Origin of the sequence: Ottowia sp. (assembly GCF_047601385.1) — a bacterium.
Classification (GTDB): domain Bacteria; phylum Pseudomonadota; class Gammaproteobacteria; order Burkholderiales; family Burkholderiaceae_C; genus Ottowia.
Genome location: NZ_JASGJP010000001.1, coordinates 921745 through 940279 on the forward strand (window position 1 = coordinate 921745; position 18535 = coordinate 940279).

Here is an 18535-nt window from a genome sequence, read left to right on the forward strand (position 1 = left end):
CAACAACGGAACCCAGGAGGCCCGCATGCCCGACCTCGCCACCCTGCAACGCCACATCGACCCGCTGCTGCCCGGCACGCTGGGCATCCGCCTGCTGGAGGCCGCGCCCGAGCGCGTGCGCGCCGAGATGACGGTGCGGCCCGATCTGTGCACGCTGGGCGGCATCCTGCACGGCGGCGCCTACATGGCGTTCGCCGACACGCTGGGCGCGGTCGGCACGGTGGTGAACCTGCGGCCCGGGCAGATGACGACCACCACCGACTCCAGCACCAAGTTCATCGCCGGCGCCAAGGTGGGCACGGTGGTCACGGGCGAGTCGGTGGCGTTGCACCGGGGCCGGCGCACGCAGGTATGGCAGACCAGCGTGTACAGCGCCGAGGGCCGGCTGTGCGCCGTCGTCACGCAGACGCAGCTGGTGATGGACGCTACAGCAGCTCCGCCGTCTGCACCGTGACCACCACGGTCTGCGCCGCGCCGCCGCGCTCGCGGCTGCGCAGCCACCAGACGGCGCCTTTCTTCACCGCGCACTCGGGGTCGTTCATACCCAGCAGCTGCGCGATGGTCTGCCCCAGCGTGGGCTGGTGGCCGACGACCAGCACCGGCCCCTTGGCGTCGGGCCAGCCGGCCAGGCGCAGCAGCGCCTCGGGCGCGGCGCCGGGCAGCAGCTCGTCGCGCGGCCTGAACTTGCGCTGCAAGGCCCGCGCCGTCTGCACGGTGCGCACGGCCGGGCTGGCGAGGATGCGCGTGCCCTCGGGCAGCTGGCGGTCCAGCCAGGCGGCCATGCGGCTGGCCTGCTGCTGGCCGCGGCGCGTGAGGGCGCGCTCCAGGTCGCTCATGCCCTCTTCCGGCTCCTGCGCCTCGGCGTGGCGCCACAGGATCAGGTCCATCGCATCGCCTCACTCGCCCAGGAAGTGCCTGCGGTAGCGCGGGTGCAGGTCGGCGATGCGCATCAGCATCGGCAGGTCGGCGGTGTTGAAGTCCGGGTCCCAGGCCGGCGCGCCCAGCACGCGCGTGCCCAGGCGCAGGTAGCCCTTGATGAGCGCCGGCGGCTCGACGTCGAGCTGGTCGTTCAGCCGCTCCAGGGGCAGCGGCACGCGCGGGCGCACCTGGAACTCGATCGGCGCCAGATGGCGCTCGCGCACCTGGCGCCAGATGCTGGCCGCCATGTCGCCGCTGAACACACCGCCCTGCATCATGGGGATGCTGGCGCAGCCGAGCATGGTGTCGAGCTGGTTACGCACCATGAACTCGCCCAGGGCGCCCCACAGCGCCAGGATCACGCCGCCCTGCCGGTGCGCGGGGTGCACGCAGCTGCGGCCCACCTCCACCATGCGCTCGCGCAGCGCGCGCAGGCGGGTCAGGTCGAACTCGGTGTCGGTGTAGGTGCCGCCCAGGCGGCGCGCCTGCACGGGCGTCAGCACACGGTAGGTGCCGACCACCTCGCGCGTGGCCTCGTCGCGCACCAGCAGGTGCTCGCAGTAGTCGTCGAACAGGTCGACGTCGTGGCCGGCGACGGGCGTGGCCAGGCGCGCGCCCATCTCGCCGGCGAAGACCTGGTGGCGCAGGCGCTGCGCCGCCCTCACCTCGTCCAGATGGCGCGCCCAGCCCACCTGAATGCCGCCGCCCAGCGCGCGGGCGCCGCCACCGCCCGGATGAAGCGCCCCCCTGGCCCGCCGCGGCGAACCGGCGGCGGGCGAAAAGGCAAAAGTGGGCGTTGGCAGTTCCTTCACGATCAGTACTCCATGCGGCTTCTTCGTGCGCTCGATCCTCGTCGGCCAACGTGACCGCCGGGTGACAAACCGATGAAAGAACGGCGACCTTACACCCGTCGGACAACCCCCTGGCGCGCTGAGACAATAGCGCCGCCATGCCCGCCACGCCGCGCACGTTCACGCTCCAGTGCCACCCGGCCACGCCCTGCGCGGCGCTGGCGGCGGCGGCCGTGAGCGTCGCGCCGGCGCCCGGCGGCGGCTGGCGGCTGGCCTTCACGCTGGCGGGTGATATGGCGCGGCTGCGCATCCCCGCACCCGCCGCGCGCCCGGCGGCCGCCGACGGGCTATGGCGGCACACCTGCCTCGAAGCCTTCGTGGGCGACCCGCAAGGCCCCCGCTACCACGAGTTCAACTTTTCCCCCTCGGGCGACTGGGCCGCCTACGCGTTCGCCGCCGAGCGCCAGCGCGCGCCCGCCACCGCGCCGTTGCCGCCACCGCGCATCGCCTGCACGCAGGATGCCCGCTCGCTGCGCCTCGATGCCTGGCTACCCCCTGCGTACAGTGGCTGGCAAATGGGCCTGGCCGCCGTCATCGAAAGCGCCGACGGCAGCCTGAGCTACTTCGCCCTCGCTCATCCGCGCGCGGTGCCCGACTTCCACCAGCGCGCCGGCTGGACAACTCATCTCCCCACCCTCGCATGAAAACTGCCCCCCACGCTCCCTCGCTTCGCGCAGTGCGCTGCCCCCCAAGGGGGCTTTTCATCTTGGGAGCGGCCCGGCGATGAAAACCGGCCTCGAACGCTTCCTCCAGGACCCCGCCCTGCGCGCGCCGCTGCAAGGCCGCCGCGTTGCCCTGCTGGCCCATCCCGCCTCCGTCACGCGCGACCTGACGCACTCGCTCGACGCCCTGGCCGCCCTGCCCGACCTGAAGCTGACGGCCGCCTTCGGCCCCCAGCACGGCCTGCGCGGCGACAAGCAGGACAACATGGTGGAGTCGCCCGACTTCACCGATCCGCAGCACGGCATCCCCGTCTTCAGCCTGTACGGCGAGGTGCGCCGCCCCACCGCCGCCATGCTGGCCCCGTGGGACGTGCTGCTGGTGGATTTGCAGGACCTCGGCTGCCGCATCTACACCTTCATCACCACGCTGCGCTACGTGCTGGAGGCCGCCGCCGCTTCGGCCAAGGCCGTGTGGGTGCTCGACCGCCCCAACCCCGCCGGACGGCCCGTGGAGGGATTGAGCCTGCGCGACGGCTGGGAGAGCTTCGTCGGCGCCGGCCCCATGCCCATGCGCCACGGCATGACGATGGGCGAGCTGGGCCACTGGTTCATCGCGCACCTGGGCCTGCAAGTCGAGTACCGCGTGATCACGATGGAAGGCTGGCGGCCCGAGGCCGCGCCCGGCTTCGGCTGGCCCCCCGAAAGAACCTGGGTCAACCCCAGCCCCAACGCCGCCAACCTGAGCATGGCGCGCGCCTACGCCGGCACCGTCATGCTGGAAGGCACCACGCTGAGCGAGGGCCGCGGCACCACGCGCCCGCTGGAGCTGTTCGGCGCGCCCGGCCTCGACACCCGGCGCCTGCTGACCGACATGCGCGCGCTGGCGCCCGAATGGCTGCACGGCTGCGTGCTGCGCGAATGCTGGTTCGAGCCCACCTTCCACAAGCACGCGGGGCAGCTCTGCGCCGGCGTGCAGATCCACACCGAGGACCCGGCCCACTACGGCCACGCCGCCTTCCGGCCCTGGCGCTTGCAGGCGCTGGCGTTCAAGGCGCTGCGCCGGCAGGCGCCCGGCTACCCGCTGTGGCGCGACTTCCCCTACGAATATGAAACGCGCCTGGCCATCGACGTGATCAACGGCAGCCCGCTGCTGCGCGAATGGGTGGACGACCCCGGCGCCACGCCCGCCGACCTTCATGCCCTGGTCGCCGCCGACGAGGCCGCGTGGCTGCGCGCGCGCCAGCCCTATCTGCTTTACTGAGGACAGCCGATGCGCGACGTCACGATCTACCACAACCCCAAGTGCAGCACCTCGCGCAACGCCCTGGCCCTGCTGCGCGAGCGCGGCATCGAGCCGCGCATCGTCGAATACCTGAAGACCCCGCCCAGCCGCGACGAGCTGAAGCGCATCGCCCGCGCCACCGGCCGGCCGCTGCGCGCGCTGCTGCGCACCAAGCAGCCCGAAGTCCTGGCGCAGGGCCTGGACGACCCGGCCCTGACCGACGAGCAACTGCTGGACGCCATGCTCGCCACCCCGGTGCTGATCGAGCGCCCGATCGTCGTCACCCCGCTGGGCGCGCGCCTGGGCCGGCCGGTGGAGGCGGTGCTGGACGTGCTGCCCGCCTGATCGGCATATTACAAGCCCAAAGTGCCTCCAACGCCCGCCAGTAAAGCGCCAGCAGCTATTTAATCGAGAGCATCCATGTCCTCCGCCGAGCCCGCCGCCGCCCCGCGCTCCTGCGCCGACCTGTTCTGGTCCTTCACCTGGCTGGCCCTGCAGGGCTTCGGCGGCGTGCTGGCCGTGGTGCAGCGCGAGCTGGTCGAGAAGAAGCGCTGGCTCACGCGCGAGCAGTTCATCGAGGACTGGGCGGTGGCGCAGATCATGCCCGGCCCCAACGTCGTCAACCTGTCGATGATGATCGGCGACCGCCACTTCGGCCTGCGCGGCGCCGTGGCCGCGCTGGCCGGCATGCTGGCCCTGCCCACCGTGCTGGTGCTGGTGCTGGCGGCGCTGTTCGCCACCGTGGCGGACTCGGAACTGGCCCAGCGCGCGCTGCGCGGCATGGGCGCCGTGGCCGCCGGGCTGGTGCTGGCCACCGGCCTCAAGCTGGCCGGCGCGCTGCGCGCCAGCGTCATGGGGCCGCCCGCCTGCATCGCCGCCGCCGCGGCCACCTTCGCCGCCGTGGCGCTGCTGCGCGTGCCGCTGGGCTGGGTGGTGCTGGCGGTCGGCGGCGGCGCCTGCCTGTGGGCCTGGCACCGCCTGGGCGCCGCGAAGCGGCCATCATGACCATCGCCCTCGCCCCGGCGGACTGGCTGGACCTGTTCGCGCACTTCCTGTCGCTGTCGCTGCTGGCGGTGGGCGGCGCCATCTCCACCGCGCCCGACATGCACCGCTACCTGGTCGATGCGCGGCACTGGCTCGGCGAGGCGCAGTTCAGCTCGTCCATCGCCCTGGCGCAGGCCGCGCCGGGGCCCAACGTGCTGTTCGTCGCCCTGATGGGCTGGAACGTGGGCCTGAACGCCGGCGGCGGCCCGGCGGCCGGCTGGCCGGCCTACGGCCTGGCGCTGCTGGGCGTGGCCGTCACCATGGTCGGCATGATGCTGCCCTCCGCCGTGCTGACCCTCGCCGCCACGCGCTGGGCGCACCACAACCGCGAGCTGCGCGCGGTGCGCGCCTTCAAGGCCGGCATGGCGCCCATCGTGGTGGCGCTGCTCATCGCCACCGGCTGGCTGCTGACCGGCGCCCACGACCAGCCGGCGCGCGACGGGCCGCTGTGGCTGCTCACCGCCGCCGCCACGCTGATCGTCTGGCGCACGCGCCTCCACCTGCTGTGGCTGATCGGCGCCGGGGCCGTGCTGGGGATGCTGGGCATCGTTTAGGGCTCCAGCGCCCGCCAGACAAGCGCGGGCAGCTATCGATTACATAGCCCGCCGAGCAGTTCGGGCAGCAGCCGCGCCGACGTGCCGGCCAGCACCAGGTGCGCCGTGTCGTCCAGCTCGGTCGGCTCCGGGTTGACGATGACCACGCGCGCGCCGGCGCGCCGCGCCAGGTGCGCCAGCCCCGCCGCCGGATAGACCTGGCCCGAGGTGCCGGCCACCAGCATCACGTCGCAGGCGTGCGCCGCGCGCTCGGCGGCTTCGAGCGCGGCAAAAGGCAGCGCCTCGCCGAACCACACCACGCCGGGGCGCACCAGGTTGCCGCAGCCGTCGCAATGCGGCGGGCTGCCGGGCGCGGCGGCGTCGAGACGGCAGCAGGCGCGGGCCGGGTCGAGCCAGCGGTCGGCGAACAGGTCGCCGTGCAGGCACAACACGCCCTCGCTGCCGGCGCGCTGGTGCAGGCCATCGACGTTCTGCGTGACCAGCGTCAGCCGGCCCGGGTAGCGCTGCTGGAACGCCGCCAGCGCGCGGTGGCCGGCGTTGGGCAGCACATCGCGCAGCATCCGGCGGCGGTGCTGGTACCAGTCCCACACGCGGGCGGGGTCGCGGCGGAAGGCGCCCTCGGTCGCCAGCTCTTCCGGCCGGAAGTTGGCCCACAGCCCGGTGAGCGCGTCGCGGAACGTCGGCACGCCCGATTCGGCGCTGACGCCGGCGCCCGTCAGCACGGCGACGTGGGCGGCGTCGGCGATCCAGCGGCGCGCCATGTCCAGATCCAGGCAGGCGTTCATTTCTGTTTTCCGTAGCGCAATGCACCACCCACGGCGCGTGAAACACGAAGAGCCGGAAGGCCGCGGAGCAGGCCACGCCAGTGCGCTCCTGGCCGGGGTTCCCCCGGCCAGCGGGCGCGCCCCCTTGAGGGGGGAGGCGCAACATCGCGAAGCGAGTGGAGCAACGGGGGTGGTTTCATTACAGCCCCACCTCGACCATGTGCAGCAAGCGCGCGCCCAGCGCCGTGCGCACCGCCAGCGGCGCGCGGCGCAGCGGCCCGTCGATGATGAGCAGCGCCATGCCGTGCACCGACGACCAGGCCAGGAACTCGGCGCCCGGCCGGCGCTCTTGCGGCAGCACGCCGGCCTGCACCATCGCGTCCAGCGCGTAGCCCAGCAGCTCGAACGGGTTGAGCCCTTTGTCGGCGGTGCGCGCCGCGTCGCTCGGCGGCTCGACGTCGAACGCACCTGACGCGAATGCGGTCAGGAACCACCCCGTCTCCGCCTGCGCGAAGCCCAGGTAGCCGCGCCCCACGGCCGCCAGCAGCCCGCGCGCGCGGGCGGCCGGGTCGGGCAGCGCCTCGGCCGGCTTCATCTCCCGCTCGATCGCCCCCGCCAACGCGCCCAGCGCGGCCGCGCGCACCGCCTCGAACAGCGCGGGGTGGCCGGCGAAATGGCGGTACGCCGCATTCGGCGCCACGCCCGCGCGGCGCGTGGCCTCGCGCAGCACCACCGCCTGCGGGCCGCCCTCGCGCGCCAGCGCCAGGCCGGCCTCGACCAGCGCGGCCCGCAGGTCGCCGTGGTGGTAGGTCGCGCGGGGCTTGGGGCGGCGGGCCGTGGCCATGGGACTCTTCTGCTTGAACAAAAAATTACAGCCCCATGGATCTGCCATGTGGACAGTGTTCATTTTAACGCCTAGGATGTGAACATCGTCCACACAACAACGGAGTCAACGCCCCATGGCCCAGTTCTCACGCATCCAGCCCTGCCTGTGGTTCGACACCCAGGCCGAGGAAGCCGCCAGGTTCTACACCGGCATCTTCCCCGACTCGCGCATCCAGAGCGTCTCGCACTACGGCGAAGCCGGGCAGGAAGAGCACGGCAAGCCGCCCGGCTCGGTGATGGCCGTGTCCTTCACGCTGGACGGCCAGGCCATGCTGGCGCTGAACGGCGGCCCGCACTTCAAGCTCAACCCCGCGGTGTCGCTGATGATCAACTGCGACAGCCAGGCCGAGATCGACCACTACTGGAACGCCCTGGGCGCCGGCGGCGACCCGGCCGCCCAGCAGTGCGGCTGGCTGGCGGACCGCTACGGCCTGTCCTGGCAGGTGACGCCCGGCGACTGGGAGCGCCTGATGAACGCGCCCGACCACGCCGCCTCGCAGCGCGCCATGCAGGCCATGATGAAGATGAAGAAGCTCGACATCGCCGCGCTGCAAGCGGCCTTCGACGGGCGCTGAGATGCCGCCTCCCATCTCCCCTCGCGGGAGAGGGGCCGGGGGAGAGGGGGAATGCCGGCGGCCGGCACCCACCAGGCAGCAAGCGCTACCCCCTCTCCCCCACCCTCTCCCGCGAGGGGAGAGGGAGCCATATCCCAAACCACCCGGAGACCCACCATGCAATTCGTGCCCTACCTCAACTTCGACGGCAACTGCGCCGAGGCGCTGGACTTCTACGCCCAGCTGTTCGGCGGACAGATCGTCTTCAAATCCACCTTCGGCGACATGCCGCCCGAGGAAGGCATGCCGCCGCTGCCCGATGCGGCCAAGGGCCTGCTGATGCACGCGCAACTGCAAGTGGGGGCGCAGCTGCTGATGGCCTCCGACGCGCTGCCCGCCATGGAAGGCATGGACCCCGAAGCCTGCGGCGGCGGCTACCGCAAGCCGCAGGGCCTGTGGGTGTCGATCGGCGTCGAGACCGAGGTGGAAGGCCAGCACGTGTTCAACGGCCTGTCCGAAGGCGGCCAGGTGACCATGCCCTTCACCAAGACCTTCTGGTCGCCCGGCTTCGGCATGGTCACGGACCGCTTCGGCACGCCGTGGATGGTCAACGTCGCTAGCGCAACCTGAGGAGCCGCCCGTGAACATCGCCACCGAAGACAGAACACTGCGCACGTCCAGAACCCTGCCCTATTCGCCCGAGGAAATTTATGGGGCCTTTGCGTCGCCCGACCTTCTGGCTGCGTGGTGGGGGCCGGAAGGCTTTTCCAACACCTTCGAGATCTTCGAGTTCACCGCGGGCGGCCGCTGGAAGTTCGTCATGCACGGCCCCGACGGGACGGACTATGCCAATGACAACATCTTTGAAGCGTTGACCCCCGATGCCAAGGTCGTCATCCGGCATGACTGCGCGCCGTACTTCACACTGACCATTGAACTCACGCCCGTCAGCGGCGGCACGCACCTGACATGGAACCAGGTCTTCGACAACGCCCGGACGGCGCAGGCCGTCAAGCAGCGCGCCGCTCCGGCCAACGAGCAGAACATAGACCGGCTGACGCATGTGCTCAACCAAGCCGCCAGCGCAGCCCCCAAGGAACAATGACCATGCAACCCAACCGCCACCGGTGGTGGACACCGAGGGCCATTGCATCGGCCTGCATTCAATGATTTGACCAGGAGAACACCACCATGCCCACCGGAACCGTCCGCCTCCACCGCGTGCTGCGCACCACGCCCGACAAGGTCTTCCGCGCCTTCACGCACGGCGCGGCGCTGGCCAAGTGGCTGCCGCCCTACGGCTTCATCTGCCACGTCCACCAGTTCGAGGGCCGGGTCGGCGGCAGCTTCAGGATGTCGTTCGAGAACTTCTCGACCGGCCACCGCCACTCGTTCGGTGGCGAATACCTGAAGCTGATCCCCGGCGAACTCGTCGAGTACACCGACCGCTTCGACGACCCCCACCTGCCCGGCGAAATGCACGTGACGGTGAGGCTGCGCGCGGTGTCCTGCGGCACCGAGGTCGACATCGCGCAAGCCGGCATTCCCGAAGTCATCCCCACCGAGGCGTGCCACCTCGGCTGGCAGGAATCGCTGGCGCAGCTCGCCCATCTGGTCGAGCCCGATATCACCGAGTGAACAAGGACTGCTCATGCACTACGTCGATGGCTTCGTCGTGCCCGTGCCCCGCGCCAAGCTGGACGCCTACCGCGCGCTCGCGCAGAAGGCCGGCGAAGTGTGGATGGAACACGGCGCGCTGCAGTATTTCGAATGCGTGGGCGACGACGTGCAGCCCGGCAAGCTCACCTCGTTCCCGCAGGCCGTGCAGCTCAAGGACGACGAAGTGGCCGTGTTCGCGTGGATCGTCTATGCCTCGCGCGCCGAGCGCGACCGCATCAACGCGCTGGTGATGAAGGATCCGCGCATCGACTGCAAGCCCGAGGACATGCCCTTCGACGGCATGCGCATGTTCTGGGGCGGCTTCACCGGGCTGGTCGAGCGGGGCTGGGGCGCCGCCCCGCAAGGCTGAACAGCGATGAATCACCCCTACCGCTGGGTCATCGTCGCCGCCGGCGGCCTGCTGGGCTGCGTGGCCTTCGGCGCGATGTTCTCGCTGCCTGTGTTCCTGCGGCCGATGGCGCAGGACACCGGCTGGTCGGTCACCGGCATCTCCACGGCGATGACCTTCGGCTTCCTCGCCATGAGCGCGGCCAGCCTGGCGTGGGGCAGCCTGTCGGACCGCTTCGGCCCGCGCCCGGTGGTGCTGGCGGGCTCGGTGGTGCTGGCGGGCAGCCTGGCGCTGGCCAGCCGGGCCGAGTCGCTGGCCGGGTTCCAGCTGCTGTTCGGCCTGCTGGTCGGCGGGGCGACGGCCGCCATCTTCGCGCCGATGATGGCCTGCGTGACCGGCTGGTTCGACACGCAGCGCAGCCTGGCCGTGTCGCTGGTCTCGGCCGGCATGGGCATGGCGCCGATGACGATGGCGCCGCTCGCCGCCTGGCTGGTCACCGAATACGACTGGCGCAGCGCGATGCTGGCCATCGCCGGCATCGCGGCGGCGCTGATGGCCCCCGCCGCGCTGCTGGTGCGCCGGCCGCCGGCGCTGGACGCCGCGCAAGAGATGGTGCTGGACGGCCCGCAGTCGGACATGACCGTCGCCCAGGCCGTGCGCTCGCGCCAGTTCATCCTGCTGATGCTGGCCAACTTCTTCTGCTGCGCCACGCACTCGGGCCCGATCTTCCACACCGTGAGCTACGCGGTGACCTGCGGCATCCCGATGATCGCGGCGGTGACGATCTACAGCGTCGAGGGGCTGGCCGGCATGGCCGGCCGCATCGGCTTCGGCCTGGCGGGCGACCGCTTCGGCGCCCAGCGCGTGCTGGTCATCGGCCTGCTGGCGCAGGCCTTCGCCGTGCTGGCCTACGCGTCGGTCAGCCGGCTCGGCGGCTTCTACGCCGTGGCGGTGGCGGTGGGCTTCATCTACGCCGGCACCATGCCGCTGTACGCGGTGATCATCCGCGAGAACTTTCCGCTGAAGATGATGGGCACCATCATCGGCGCCACGGCGATGGCCGGCAGCCTGGGCATGTCCACCGGCCCGCTGCTCGGCGGCCTGGTCTACGACCGCCTGGGCAGCTACACGCTGATGTACGTCGGCTCGTGGGGCATGGGGCTGGCGGCGATGGGGGTGCTGATGGCCTTCCGGCCGTTCCCCGCGCGGCGGACCGGGGCGATGCCGGCTTAGAGCCCGCGCTGGCGCAGCGCCTCGTACAGGCACACGGCGCTGGCGACGGAGACGTTCAGGCTCTCCACCGCGCCCTTCATCGGGATGCGCACCAGCTCGTCGCAGGTCTTGCGCGTGAGCTGGCGCATGCCCGGCCCCTCGGCGCCCAGCACCAGGGCCGCCGGGCCTTTCAGGTCCACCTGGTAGAGCGTGCGGGGCGCGTCGTCGCTGGTGCCGATGCACCAGATGCCGCGCTCCTTCAGCTCGTTCAGCGTGCGCGCCAGGTTGGTGACCATGAAGTACGGCACCGTCTCGGCCGCGCCGCTGGCCACCTTGGCCACGGTGGCGCTGATGCCCGCCGCGTGGTCCTTGGGCGCGATGACGGCGTGCGCGCCGGCGCCGTCGGCCACGCGCAGGCAGGCGCCGAGGTTGTGCGGATCGGTCACGCCGTCCAGCACCAGCAGCAGCGGGGGTTCCTGCAAGCCGTCCAGCAGGTCGTCGAGCGAGCGCGCGGGCTCGATCGCCTGCACGCGCGCCACCACGCCCTGGTGGCCGACGCCGCCGCACAGCCTGGCCAGGCGCGCGCCGTCGGCCTCGATCACGCGCACGCCCGCCTCGGCCGCGCGGGCCAGGAACTGCCTCATGCGCGCGTCGCGCCGCGTGGCATCGACGTAGACCTCGACGACCGACGCCGGCGCGGTCTTGACGCGCACGCCGACGGCATGGAAGCCGAACAGAACCTTGGGAGCGGACATAGGGAGGCGATTATCGGCGCATGGCTCCGAGCAACGCTGGCGAAACGCCGGCTGCCTACGCTGGCCTCCGCAACCGCCCGCCGCGCATGGCGCGGAGAAGGCCCGCAGCAGTCCAGGGAGAAGTTCAACGCAGGAGCCCCATCGTGCGCCAAGCCGCGCCCATCGCCCTCGCACCCGCACCGGAGGCCCGGCCATGACCGCGGCCTCCCCGTCCGACCTGGCCGACGCGCCCCTGCTGGCGGCCGTCGCCTGGCTCTACCTGGTGATCAACTCCACGCGCGTCGTCACTTACGTGCCGCAGATCGTGGCCGCCTGGCGCTGCACCGACGGCGCGCGGGCGATCTCGCTGCTCACCTGGGGCTCGTGGACGGTGTCGCACCTGAGCGGCCTGGCCTACGGCGCGCTGGTGCTGCACGACGCGTTCTTCGTCGCCATCACCGCCGTCAACCTGCTGGGCTGCGCCAGCGTCACCGCCATCGTGTCGATGCACCGCTGGCGCCTGCGGGCCTCGGCGAGCGGCGCGCCGGGCTCCGGCGGATCGACCCTGTCCCGGAAACGCTGGCCGCCGGCCGTCCTGGCCACCGCCTGCGCCGGCGCGCTGGCGGCGGCGCTGTGGCTGCCCGGGCGCTGGCAGCCCGCCCCGGCACAGGCCGCGGCCCTGGCCGCGCTGCCCGCGGCTGCCCTGCCCGCGGCTGCCCTGCCCCCGATCGACACCTTGCGCGCCGACGCCGCGATCGGCCGGCCCTACGCCGCGGCGGACCTGATCGCCGCCCTGCTGAACCGCTACGAAGCCCAGCGCGACGAGGCGTCGCTGGTCGAGGCCATGCTGGTGCTCGACCGCGAGTGGGACCAGCCCGAGGTGCTGCGCTCCGGCGTGATCCAGCGGGTGCTGCGGACGCACTGCCCCACCGAACGGCTGCTGAGGCACTTCTGGCTGTGCGAGCCGGGCGAGTAGCCCGGCGCCATGCGCGCCTCTTGCAGAACCTATTGATTCAGAAAGTGCTCACGGGAAATCGAATATGAACGACATCACAGCCCTTGCCGAGCCGCAGCCTAGCAATGTTCACGTGATCATGGTGCACGGCACCTGGGCGCGCGGCTTCTGGCACCCAACGCCCTGTCGGCCGGAGTCGCCACGCTGGTTCGAGAAAGGTTCGAAACTGGAGTGGCAAATGCAGGGGTTACTCATCGGTCTCGGATACACACCCATCGTCGAGGAGCCGCTCCTGTGGAGCGGCAGGAACGCCCTTTTCGACCGGGGCGAGGCGGCGCAGCGTCTGGCGGCCAAGCTCAAAGGTCTTCCGCCCGAACCGTGCCTCGTGATTGCGCACAGCCATGGCGGCAACGTCGTGCTGCGCGCGCTGGAGGAGCTGGACGACGAACAGCTTCGGCGCGTCGCGGTCGTCACGCTGGCCACCCCTTTCGTCGAGATGTACCTGCCCGAGCCGGGGCGCGCAAACTACGAACGGCTGCAGCTCGCGGGCCTGCTTTGCTGCCTGGGGTGGGCCGTCGGCACCGCGTCCGTTCCAGCCCTGTTCGCGGGCACCCTGAGCATGTGGCCGCTCGCGCTGCTCGCGGTCGTCCTGCTGTGGCCCGGCATCTACCTGTTCATGACCGAGCGGCCACGCCAATGGCCTGACGATCTCGCTCTGCGCATCGCCAAGTCCGCCGCCTACGACAAGTTCAAGGATCGTCCACCCCACCTGCTGGTCCTTCGCGGCGTCGAGGACGAGGCTGCGCTCGTCATCAGCACCGCGGCCACGCTCGGCCGCCTGTCGCAGTGGCTTCGTGACCTCATCCTGTGGGCGTGGCACCACAAATTCGCGTCGGTGATCGCCGCCGGCGGCCTCGTGGCCGCCTCCCTGCTGGCGGTCTTCGTGTACGCCCGAATCCACGGCGCCGAGGCGCCGCTCAGTCAGGCTTTCATCGACAACCTGCGAGCGGTCCAATGGCCCGCCCTCGCGGTGATCGTGGGGCTGCCGCTCGCCGTGACCGCGATCGCGGTCGCCGCCCGGGCGCTGGCGGGATGCGCGACGGGCCGGGAGCTGTTCCTCATGCCCCACCTGGAGGTCTCGGTGTCCACGGCGCCCGATTTCAACGCCGACAAAGCCGCATCGGCAGGGCGCATCGTGCGGACCCTGACGCTGCCCCGCCGCGGCCGGTTCACCCGGCGCATCCGGCACAGCGTGTACGACGATGAAGGCATCGTCTCTTTTGCGATTTATCCCTGGCTCAGGCAAGTGTTCGGATCAGGCCGGATGCCACCGGCAGCTTGAAATACGCAGCACCCGAATCGGAAGCCACGCGGTGCCGGGATATTGCGCAGCGCCCCCGAACCTGTCTACGATGGTTGCCTTCCGCCCGCACCCATGACCACGCCACCCACCCCCGGCCTGCAGCTCCTGGGCAGCGTGTGCTGGCACGGCCCCGGCGGCGAGCGCATCGCCTTCGACGGCGAGCGGCGCTTCCAGCTGCTGGCGCTGCTGGCCTGCCAGGAGGCGACGCTGCCGCGCAGCCAGCTCGCCGACTGGCTGTGGCCCGAGCGCGATGCCGCCGACGCGCGCCGCAACCTGCGCAAGGTGCTGCTGCACGCGCGCCGGCTGTGCGCCGAGCTGCCGCAGGCCCCGCCGCTCGCCCTGCAGGGCGACCTGCTGCGCTGGCAGCCGGCCACCGACCTGCGCGGCTTCCTGGACGCCTGCCACGCGCAGGACCACGCCCGCGCCGTGCGGGCCTACCGCCCCGGCCTGCTCGCCGGCCTGGAGGCGGGCCTGGGCGACGATGCGCTGGCGTGGCTGGCGCGCCGCCGCGCCTGGCTGGACGAACGCTGGCACGCCGCCGCGCGACAGTGGCTGGGCGGCCTGCGGCACGAACCGCAGGCCCAGGCCGACGCCGCCGAGCAGGTGCTGGCGCGCGACCCGCTGGACGAGGCGGCGCTGCGCACGCTGCTGGGCGCCTGCGCGGCGCTGGGCGAACGCACGCGCGGCCTGCGCGCCCTGCACGCCTACGCCGAGCGGCTGCGCCGCGAGCTGGACGCCGCGCCCTCACCCGAGCTGGCCGCGCTGGGCCAGGCGCTGCACGCAGCGCCAGCGCCGCTGGTCACGCCGCGCGTGCGCGGCACCCCGGCCCGCGCCGTGCAGGGCATCGTGGAGGCGGCCATGGACACGGTGGCCGACGCCACCGAATGGCCCGTGCTGCTGCGGCGCCTGACGCAGGCCGCGCACGGGCTGGGCAGCATGATCGTCGGCTGCAACGTCGTCCGTGTACAGGACGGCGTGCTGTTCCAGCATGGGCTGGATGCGGCGCTGGGCGAACACTTCCTGATGAACCACCAGGACAACCTGCGCACGCGCACGATGGTGCCGTTGCGTCCCGGCCACGTTATCGACCCGCTGCTGGTGGCCGGCCCGGCGCTGCTGCGCACCGCCTTCCACGAGGAGATCCTGCTGCCGCAGCGTATCGTCGCCGCCGCTGCGATGTCGCTGCCGATGGACGCGCAGTTCATCGCCGGCGGCGTCAGCATCGAGTTCAGCGGCGCGCATGCGCGCGAGCGTGCGGCCCAGGCTATACCCGTGCTGGAGCACCTGGCGCCCTACCTGCAGCGCGCCGCGGCCGCGCTGATGCGCTGGCACCGCCTGCCCAGCGCCGAGACGCTGGCCGCCGGCCTGGACCTGCTGCCCGGCGCGGTGCTGATCCTGTCGGCGCGCGGGCGCGTGCTGTTCGCCAACGCGCCCGCCGAGGCGCTGCTGGCCGCCGCCGACGCCCTGTGCCTGCGCGAGGACCGGCTGGCCGCCGCCCGGCCCGCCGACGCGCCGCAACTGGACGCGCTGCTGGCGCAGGCCGCCCAGGCGCCCGGCCCGCTGGCCACGCTGCGCGCGCAGCTGCGGCTGCGCCGGTCCGCCGGCCGGCCGGCGCTGCAGGTCAGCGTGATGCCGATGCGCGACGGCCAGGACCGTCTGCAACTGCGCGGGCGCGCGGCGGTGCTGGTGCTGGCCGACGAGATGGCGGAGTCGCCCCCGAAACTATCGTTTTCATAGCTGCCCGCGCTTGCTGCACAAGCGCTGGAGGCCGAAAACGCTTGAAACCCCCTCAGGCCGCCAGCGCCGCGCTGTCCTCGGCGATGCGGCCCGCCTCCACCGTCAGGCGGCGCTGGCACAGCGCGGCGATGGCGCGGTCGTGCGTGACCAGCACCAGGGTGGTGCCCTGCTCGCGGTTCAGGTCGAACATCAGCTCCATCACCTTCTCGCCGGTGGCGAAGTCCAGGCTGCCGGTGGGCTCGTCGGCCAGCAGCACCGCCGGGCGCACGACGAAGGCGCGCGCCAGCGCCACGCGCTGCTGCTCGCCGCCCGACAGCACCTTGGGGTAGTGCCCCAGGCGTTCGGCCAAGCCCACGCGCGCCAGCATCTCGGCGGCGGCGGCGCGGGCGTCGCGCCGGCCGGCCAGCTCCAGCGGCAGCATCACGTTCTCCAGCGCGGTGAGGTTGCCCATGAGCTGGAAGCTCTGGAACACGAAGCCCAGCTTGCGCGCGCGCAGCGCGGCCCGCTCGTCCTCGCCCACGGCGAACAGGTCGTCGCCGTCCAGCCGCACCGTGCCGCGCGTGGGCACGTCCAGGCCCGCGATGATCGACAGCAGCGTGCTCTTGCCCGAACCGGAGGCGCCGACGATGGCCGCCGTCTCGCGCGGCGCCAGGCTGAAATGGATATCGCGCAGAATATCCAGCGTGCCGGTGGAGTCGGTGACCGACTTGAAGACATGCTCCACCGCCACGATGGGGGAGCGGGGGGCGTCGGGCTGCGTGCCGGGCGAGGATTGCGTCATTGGAGAGTTCGAGTTTGATTCGCCGCCACTTTATCCGCAGCGCCCTGGGCGCCGTTTTCTTCACGCAGGTGCACGCCGCCGAGCCGAAGACCATCCTGGTCGTCGGCGACTCGCTCAGCGCCGAATACGGCATCGCGCGCGGCAGCGGCTGGGTGGCCTTGCTTGAAAAGAAACTGGCCGCCGAGAAGATCGCCGCCAAGGTGGTCAACGCCAGCATCTCGGGCGACACCACGGCCGGCGGCCGCGCGCGCCTGCCGGCGCTGCTCAAGACGCACCAGCCCGCCGTGGTGGTGATCGAGCTGGGCGGCAACGACGCGCTGCGCGGCCTGTCGCTGGAGATGACCGAGGCCAACCTGGCCGCCATGACGCAGGCCAGCAGCCAAGCCGGCGCCAAGGTGCTGCTGGCCGGCATGCAGATGCCGCCCAACTACGGCGCCGACTACGGCCGGCGCTTTCAGGATTTGTTCGCCCAGGTCGCCAAGGCCAACAAGGCCGCGCTGGTGCCTTTCTTCCTGAAGGGCGTGGCCGACCGGCCGAACGCGCTGGAATGGTTCCAGGCCGACCGCATCCACCCCACGGCCGAAGCACACCCCACCATCCTGGCCACCATGTGGCCCGAGATACGGAAGCTGATCCAGTGAGCGTGCGGCGCATCTCCGGCGAGCAGGCGCCGCCTCCCGCCATGGTGGCGCCCTCCCCGGCCTCCGCGTTCGCGTCATGGGACGCCGCCCGCACGCTCAGCGCGCCGTGGATGTCGGACACGTCCCTGGGCACGCTCCAGCGGCTGGCGCCCGACGAAGTGCTGTTTGCGCAGGGCGATCAGCACGACCGCTTCTACCTGGTGCGCTCGGGCTGCATCCACACCACCGTTCTGCGCAGCGACGGCAGCCAGCTGCTGCTGGAGATCTTCGGCCCCGGCGCGATCTTCGGCGAGGCGTCGGCCTTCATCGACCGGCCCCGCTACGTCACGGCCACGGCGGTCGCGGAAACGGTGGTGACGCGCTACCGCGCCGGCGAGATCCAGGCGCTGCTGGCGCGCAGCCCCGAGCTCGTGCTGGGGCTGCTGCGATTGCTGGGCATCAAGCACCGCATCCTGATCGACAAGCTGTCCAGCTTCGCATCGTCCAGCCCCGAGGCGCGGCTGGTCGACCTGTTCGGCCGCGCGGCGCTGGGCCAGCGGCAGGAGCCGACCCCGCTGCTGCGCCTGACGCACGCGCAGATCGGGTCCATGACCGGGCTGAGCCGCGTGACGGTCACCCGCACCCTGAAGACGCTGGCGGCCCGAGGCTGGATCGCCACGCGCTCGCGAGGCGTGGAGATCACCAACCCCGGGGCGTTCATCGCCCTGCTGGAAGCGCGCTGACGAAAAAAATCGCGCGGACCTGTATCGCTGGATACCGTGCGACGAGCCGCGTCCGCCTATCTTCCGTCGATCCCGAGCCATCGATGGAAGACGCATGCTGCTGAACAGTCACCTGGCCCTCGTGACCGGCGCCGCGCGCGGCATCGGCGCCGCCATCGCGCACGGCCTGGCCGGAGCCGGCGCCTGCGTGATCGTGACCGACATCGACGGCGGCGGCGCGCGGCGGGTGGCCTCCGACATCGAAGCCGCCGGCGGCACCGCGCATGCCTTCGAGCTCGACGTGACCGACCCCGCGCAGTGCGCCCGCGCGGCACGCGCCGCCGAAGCGATCGGCGCGCTCTCCGTGCTGGTCAACAACGCGGGCGTACGCCCCCGGCACGCCTTCGACAGCAGCGACCGCGACGCCCAGTGGCATCGCGCCATGGCGGTGAACGTCGACGGCGTGCGCAACATGACGCTGGCCTGCGTCGATGCGCTGGCGCGGACGCGGGGCAGCGTCGTCAACGTGACCTCGATCACCGCGTTCAACGCCTCGCCGATGTCGATCGCCTATTCCACCTCCAAGGCGGCGGCGCAGATGCTCACCAAGGTGCTGGCGCTGGAGCTCGCGCCGCGCCATATCCGGGTCAACGCCGTGGCGCCCGGCGTGATAGAGACCGAGATGACAGCCACCTCGCGAGGCAACCCCGCGCGCAGCCAGCGGCTCCTGGACCGGATCCCCATGGCGCGCTACGGCACCGCCGGCGAACTGGCCGGCCCCGTGGTCTTCCTGGCCTCGCCCCTGTCGAGCTACATCACCGGCGCCGTTCTCAACGTGGACGGCGGCTATCTGGCCGCATAGAGTGGCCCCATAACTCAACCTTTCAAA

Annotated in this window: 24 protein-coding genes; 18 read left to right on the forward strand and 6 right to left on the reverse strand. The window is 71.9% G+C overall.

The annotated features are described in order from the left end of the window. The first annotated feature begins 25 nt into the window (after positions 1–25). The gene (locus tag QM772_RS04440; RefSeq protein ID WP_415134245.1) at positions 26–454 is read left to right on the forward strand and encodes a PaaI family thioesterase; all 429 of its coding nucleotides are present in this window, start codon (positions 26–28) and stop codon (positions 452–454) included. On the opposite strand, the gene QM772_RS04445 is transcribed toward QM772_RS04440, so the two are convergent. Together QM772_RS04445 and QM772_RS04450 are read right to left on the reverse strand one after the other, a co-directional pair. After that, entirely contained in the window at positions 426–887 is a 462-nt protein-coding gene (locus tag QM772_RS04445; RefSeq protein WP_415134246.1) for a SixA phosphatase family protein, read from the reverse strand. The genes QM772_RS04440 and QM772_RS04445 overlap by 29 nt on opposite strands. Before the next feature lie 9 nt (positions 888–896). Continuing rightward, positions 897–1730 (reverse strand): GNAT family N-acetyltransferase, encoded by an 834-nt coding sequence (locus QM772_RS04450; protein WP_415134247.1) that lies wholly within the window; start codon positions 1728–1730, stop codon positions 897–899. Positions 1731–1867: 137 nt separating this feature from the next. On the opposite strand from QM772_RS04450, the gene QM772_RS04455 reads away from it, so the two are divergent. From QM772_RS04455 to QM772_RS04475, 5 genes are all read left to right on the forward strand, one after another. Continuing rightward, entirely contained in the window at positions 1868–2413 is a 546-nt protein-coding gene (locus tag QM772_RS04455; RefSeq protein ID WP_415134248.1) for a DOMON-like domain-containing protein, read from the forward strand. Between the two features lie 79 nt (positions 2414–2492). Continuing rightward, complete coding sequence (locus tag QM772_RS04460; protein WP_415134249.1) at positions 2493–3692, forward strand: exo-beta-N-acetylmuramidase NamZ domain-containing protein; 1200 nt, start codon at positions 2493–2495, stop codon at positions 3690–3692. Positions 3693–3701: 9 nt separating this feature from the next. Continuing rightward, the gene (gene arsC, locus QM772_RS04465) at positions 3702–4058 is read left to right on the forward strand and encodes an arsenate reductase (glutaredoxin) (protein WP_415134250.1); all 357 of its coding nucleotides are present in this window, start codon (positions 3702–3704) and stop codon (positions 4056–4058) included. Positions 4059–4133: 75 nt separating this feature from the next. After that, positions 4134–4718 (forward strand): chromate transporter, encoded by a 585-nt coding sequence (locus tag QM772_RS04470; RefSeq protein WP_415134251.1) that lies wholly within the window; start codon positions 4134–4136, stop codon positions 4716–4718. After that, the gene (locus QM772_RS04475) at positions 4715–5311 is read left to right on the forward strand and encodes a chromate transporter (RefSeq protein WP_415134252.1); all 597 of its coding nucleotides are present in this window, start codon (positions 4715–4717) and stop codon (positions 5309–5311) included. The genes QM772_RS04470 and QM772_RS04475 overlap by 4 nt, the downstream gene beginning before the upstream one ends. Positions 5312–5343: 32 nt before the next feature. On the opposite strand, the gene QM772_RS04480 is transcribed toward QM772_RS04475, so the two are convergent. Together QM772_RS04480 and QM772_RS04485 are read right to left on the reverse strand one after the other, a co-directional pair. Then, positions 5344–6096 (reverse strand): SIR2 family NAD-dependent protein deacylase, encoded by a 753-nt coding sequence (locus QM772_RS04480; protein ID WP_415134253.1) that lies wholly within the window; start codon positions 6094–6096, stop codon positions 5344–5346. 178 nt (positions 6097–6274) lie between these two features. Next, positions 6275–6919 carry a TetR/AcrR family transcriptional regulator gene (locus tag QM772_RS04485; RefSeq protein ID WP_415134254.1) on the reverse strand — a complete coding sequence of 215 codons (645 nt, stop codon included), beginning with the start codon at positions 6917–6919 and terminating at the stop codon, positions 6275–6277. Between the two features lie 115 nt (positions 6920–7034). On the opposite strand from QM772_RS04485, the gene QM772_RS04490 reads away from it, so the two are divergent. From QM772_RS04490 to QM772_RS04515, 6 genes are all read left to right on the forward strand, one after another. Next, positions 7035–7535, forward strand: coding sequence for a VOC family protein (locus tag QM772_RS04490; RefSeq protein ID WP_415134255.1), 501 nt, complete (start codon positions 7035–7037; stop codon positions 7533–7535). Positions 7536–7691: 156 nt separating this feature from the next. Then, positions 7692–8144 (forward strand): VOC family protein, encoded by a 453-nt coding sequence (locus QM772_RS04495; RefSeq protein WP_415134256.1) that lies wholly within the window; start codon positions 7692–7694, stop codon positions 8142–8144. A 10-nt stretch (positions 8145–8154) separates the two neighbouring features. Then, positions 8155–8619 (forward strand): SRPBCC domain-containing protein, encoded by a 465-nt coding sequence (locus QM772_RS04500; protein WP_415134257.1) that lies wholly within the window; start codon positions 8155–8157, stop codon positions 8617–8619. 86 nt (positions 8620–8705) lie between these two features. After that, on the forward strand, positions 8706–9152 hold the full coding sequence (locus QM772_RS04505; protein WP_415134258.1) for an SRPBCC family protein: 447 nt from the start codon (positions 8706–8708) through the stop codon (positions 9150–9152). A gap of 13 nt (positions 9153–9165) precedes the next feature. Then, positions 9166–9543: a DUF1428 domain-containing protein gene (locus QM772_RS04510; protein WP_415134259.1), complete on the forward strand. Its 378-nt coding sequence runs from the start codon at positions 9166–9168 to the stop codon at positions 9541–9543. Between the two features lie 6 nt (positions 9544–9549). After that, positions 9550–10755: an MFS transporter gene (locus QM772_RS04515; RefSeq protein WP_415134260.1), complete on the forward strand. Its 1206-nt coding sequence runs from the start codon at positions 9550–9552 to the stop codon at positions 10753–10755. On the opposite strand, the gene rlmB is transcribed toward QM772_RS04515, so the two are convergent. Next, positions 10752–11489: a 23S rRNA (guanosine(2251)-2'-O)-methyltransferase RlmB gene (gene rlmB / locus QM772_RS04520; protein ID WP_415134261.1), complete on the reverse strand. Its 738-nt coding sequence runs from the start codon at positions 11487–11489 to the stop codon at positions 10752–10754. The genes QM772_RS04515 and rlmB overlap by 4 nt on opposite strands. A gap of 193 nt (positions 11490–11682) precedes the next feature. Here rlmB and QM772_RS04525 point away from each other — a divergent pair, with 193 nt between their 5' ends. The 3 genes from QM772_RS04525 to QM772_RS04535 all read left to right on the forward strand — a co-directional run bounded on the left by QM772_RS04525 (position 11683) and on the right by QM772_RS04535 (position 15523). Further along, positions 11683–12444 (forward strand): hypothetical protein, encoded by a 762-nt coding sequence (locus tag QM772_RS04525; protein ID WP_415134262.1) that lies wholly within the window; start codon positions 11683–11685, stop codon positions 12442–12444. Between the two features lie 64 nt (positions 12445–12508). After that, positions 12509–13765 (forward strand): hypothetical protein, encoded by a 1257-nt coding sequence (locus QM772_RS04530; protein ID WP_415134263.1) that lies wholly within the window; start codon positions 12509–12511, stop codon positions 13763–13765. Between the two features lie 93 nt (positions 13766–13858). Beyond that, the gene (locus QM772_RS04535; RefSeq protein WP_415134264.1) at positions 13859–15523 is read left to right on the forward strand and encodes an AfsR/SARP family transcriptional regulator; all 1665 of its coding nucleotides are present in this window, start codon (positions 13859–13861) and stop codon (positions 15521–15523) included. A 52-nt stretch (positions 15524–15575) separates the two neighbouring features. On the opposite strand, the gene QM772_RS04540 is transcribed toward QM772_RS04535, so the two are convergent. Beyond that, positions 15576–16304, reverse strand: coding sequence for an ABC transporter ATP-binding protein (locus tag QM772_RS04540; RefSeq protein ID WP_415134265.1), 729 nt, complete (start codon positions 16302–16304; stop codon positions 15576–15578). 44 nt (positions 16305–16348) lie between these two features. Here QM772_RS04540 and QM772_RS04545 point away from each other — a divergent pair, with 44 nt between their 5' ends. The 3 genes from QM772_RS04545 to QM772_RS04555 all read left to right on the forward strand — a co-directional run bounded on the left by QM772_RS04545 (position 16349) and on the right by QM772_RS04555 (position 18508). Further along, complete coding sequence (locus QM772_RS04545; RefSeq protein ID WP_415139461.1) at positions 16349–16945, forward strand: arylesterase; 597 nt, start codon at positions 16349–16351, stop codon at positions 16943–16945. Then, entirely contained in the window at positions 16942–17667 is a 726-nt protein-coding gene (locus tag QM772_RS04550) for a Crp/Fnr family transcriptional regulator (protein WP_415134266.1), read from the forward strand. Before QM772_RS04545 ends, QM772_RS04550 begins: the two co-directional genes overlap by 4 nt. Positions 17668–17761: 94 nt before the next feature. Beyond that, positions 17762–18508 (forward strand): SDR family NAD(P)-dependent oxidoreductase, encoded by a 747-nt coding sequence (locus QM772_RS04555; protein ID WP_415134267.1) that lies wholly within the window; start codon positions 17762–17764, stop codon positions 18506–18508. Positions 18509–18535 lie beyond the last annotated feature (27 nt).

Coding starts and splice junctions, on each gene's coding strand:
- QM772_RS04535 (WP_415134264.1), top strand. CDS start 13,859: ATGACCACGCCACCCACCCCCGGCCTGCAGCTCCTGGGCAGCGTGTGC.
- QM772_RS04505 (WP_415134258.1), top strand. CDS start 8,706: ATGCCCACCGGAACCGTCCGCCTCCACCGCGTGCTGCGCACCACGCCC.
- QM772_RS04455 (WP_415134248.1), top strand. CDS start 1,868: ATGCCCGCCACGCCGCGCACGTTCACGCTCCAGTGCCACCCGGCCACG.
- QM772_RS04495 (WP_415134256.1), top strand. CDS start 7,692: ATGCAATTCGTGCCCTACCTCAACTTCGACGGCAACTGCGCCGAGGCG.
- QM772_RS04440 (WP_415134245.1), top strand. CDS start 26: ATGCCCGACCTCGCCACCCTGCAACGCCACATCGACCCGCTGCTGCCC.
- QM772_RS04525 (WP_415134262.1), top strand. CDS start 11,683: ATGACCGCGGCCTCCCCGTCCGACCTGGCCGACGCGCCCCTGCTGGCG.
- QM772_RS04515 (WP_415134260.1), top strand. CDS start 9,550: ATGAATCACCCCTACCGCTGGGTCATCGTCGCCGCCGGCGGCCTGCTG.
- QM772_RS04480 (WP_415134253.1), bottom strand. CDS start 6,096: ATGAACGCCTGCCTGGATCTGGACATGGCGCGCCGCTGGATCGCCGAC.
- QM772_RS04540 (WP_415134265.1), bottom strand. CDS start 16,304: ATGACGCAATCCTCGCCCGGCACGCAGCCCGACGCCCCCCGCTCCCCC.
- QM772_RS04475 (WP_415134252.1), top strand. CDS start 4,715: ATGACCATCGCCCTCGCCCCGGCGGACTGGCTGGACCTGTTCGCGCAC.
- QM772_RS04530 (WP_415134263.1), top strand. CDS start 12,509: ATGAACGACATCACAGCCCTTGCCGAGCCGCAGCCTAGCAATGTTCAC.
- arsC (WP_415134250.1), top strand. CDS start 3,702: ATGCGCGACGTCACGATCTACCACAACCCCAAGTGCAGCACCTCGCGC.
- QM772_RS04555 (WP_415134267.1), top strand. CDS start 17,762: ATGCTGCTGAACAGTCACCTGGCCCTCGTGACCGGCGCCGCGCGCGGC.
- QM772_RS04470 (WP_415134251.1), top strand. CDS start 4,134: ATGTCCTCCGCCGAGCCCGCCGCCGCCCCGCGCTCCTGCGCCGACCTG.
- QM772_RS04445 (WP_415134246.1), bottom strand. CDS start 887: ATGGACCTGATCCTGTGGCGCCACGCCGAGGCGCAGGAGCCGGAAGAG.
- rlmB (WP_415134261.1), bottom strand. CDS start 11,489: ATGTCCGCTCCCAAGGTTCTGTTCGGCTTCCATGCCGTCGGCGTGCGC.
- QM772_RS04485 (WP_415134254.1), bottom strand. CDS start 6,919: ATGGCCACGGCCCGCCGCCCCAAGCCCCGCGCGACCTACCACCACGGC.
- QM772_RS04490 (WP_415134255.1), top strand. CDS start 7,035: ATGGCCCAGTTCTCACGCATCCAGCCCTGCCTGTGGTTCGACACCCAG.
- QM772_RS04510 (WP_415134259.1), top strand. CDS start 9,166: ATGCACTACGTCGATGGCTTCGTCGTGCCCGTGCCCCGCGCCAAGCTG.
- QM772_RS04460 (WP_415134249.1), top strand. CDS start 2,493: ATGAAAACCGGCCTCGAACGCTTCCTCCAGGACCCCGCCCTGCGCGCG.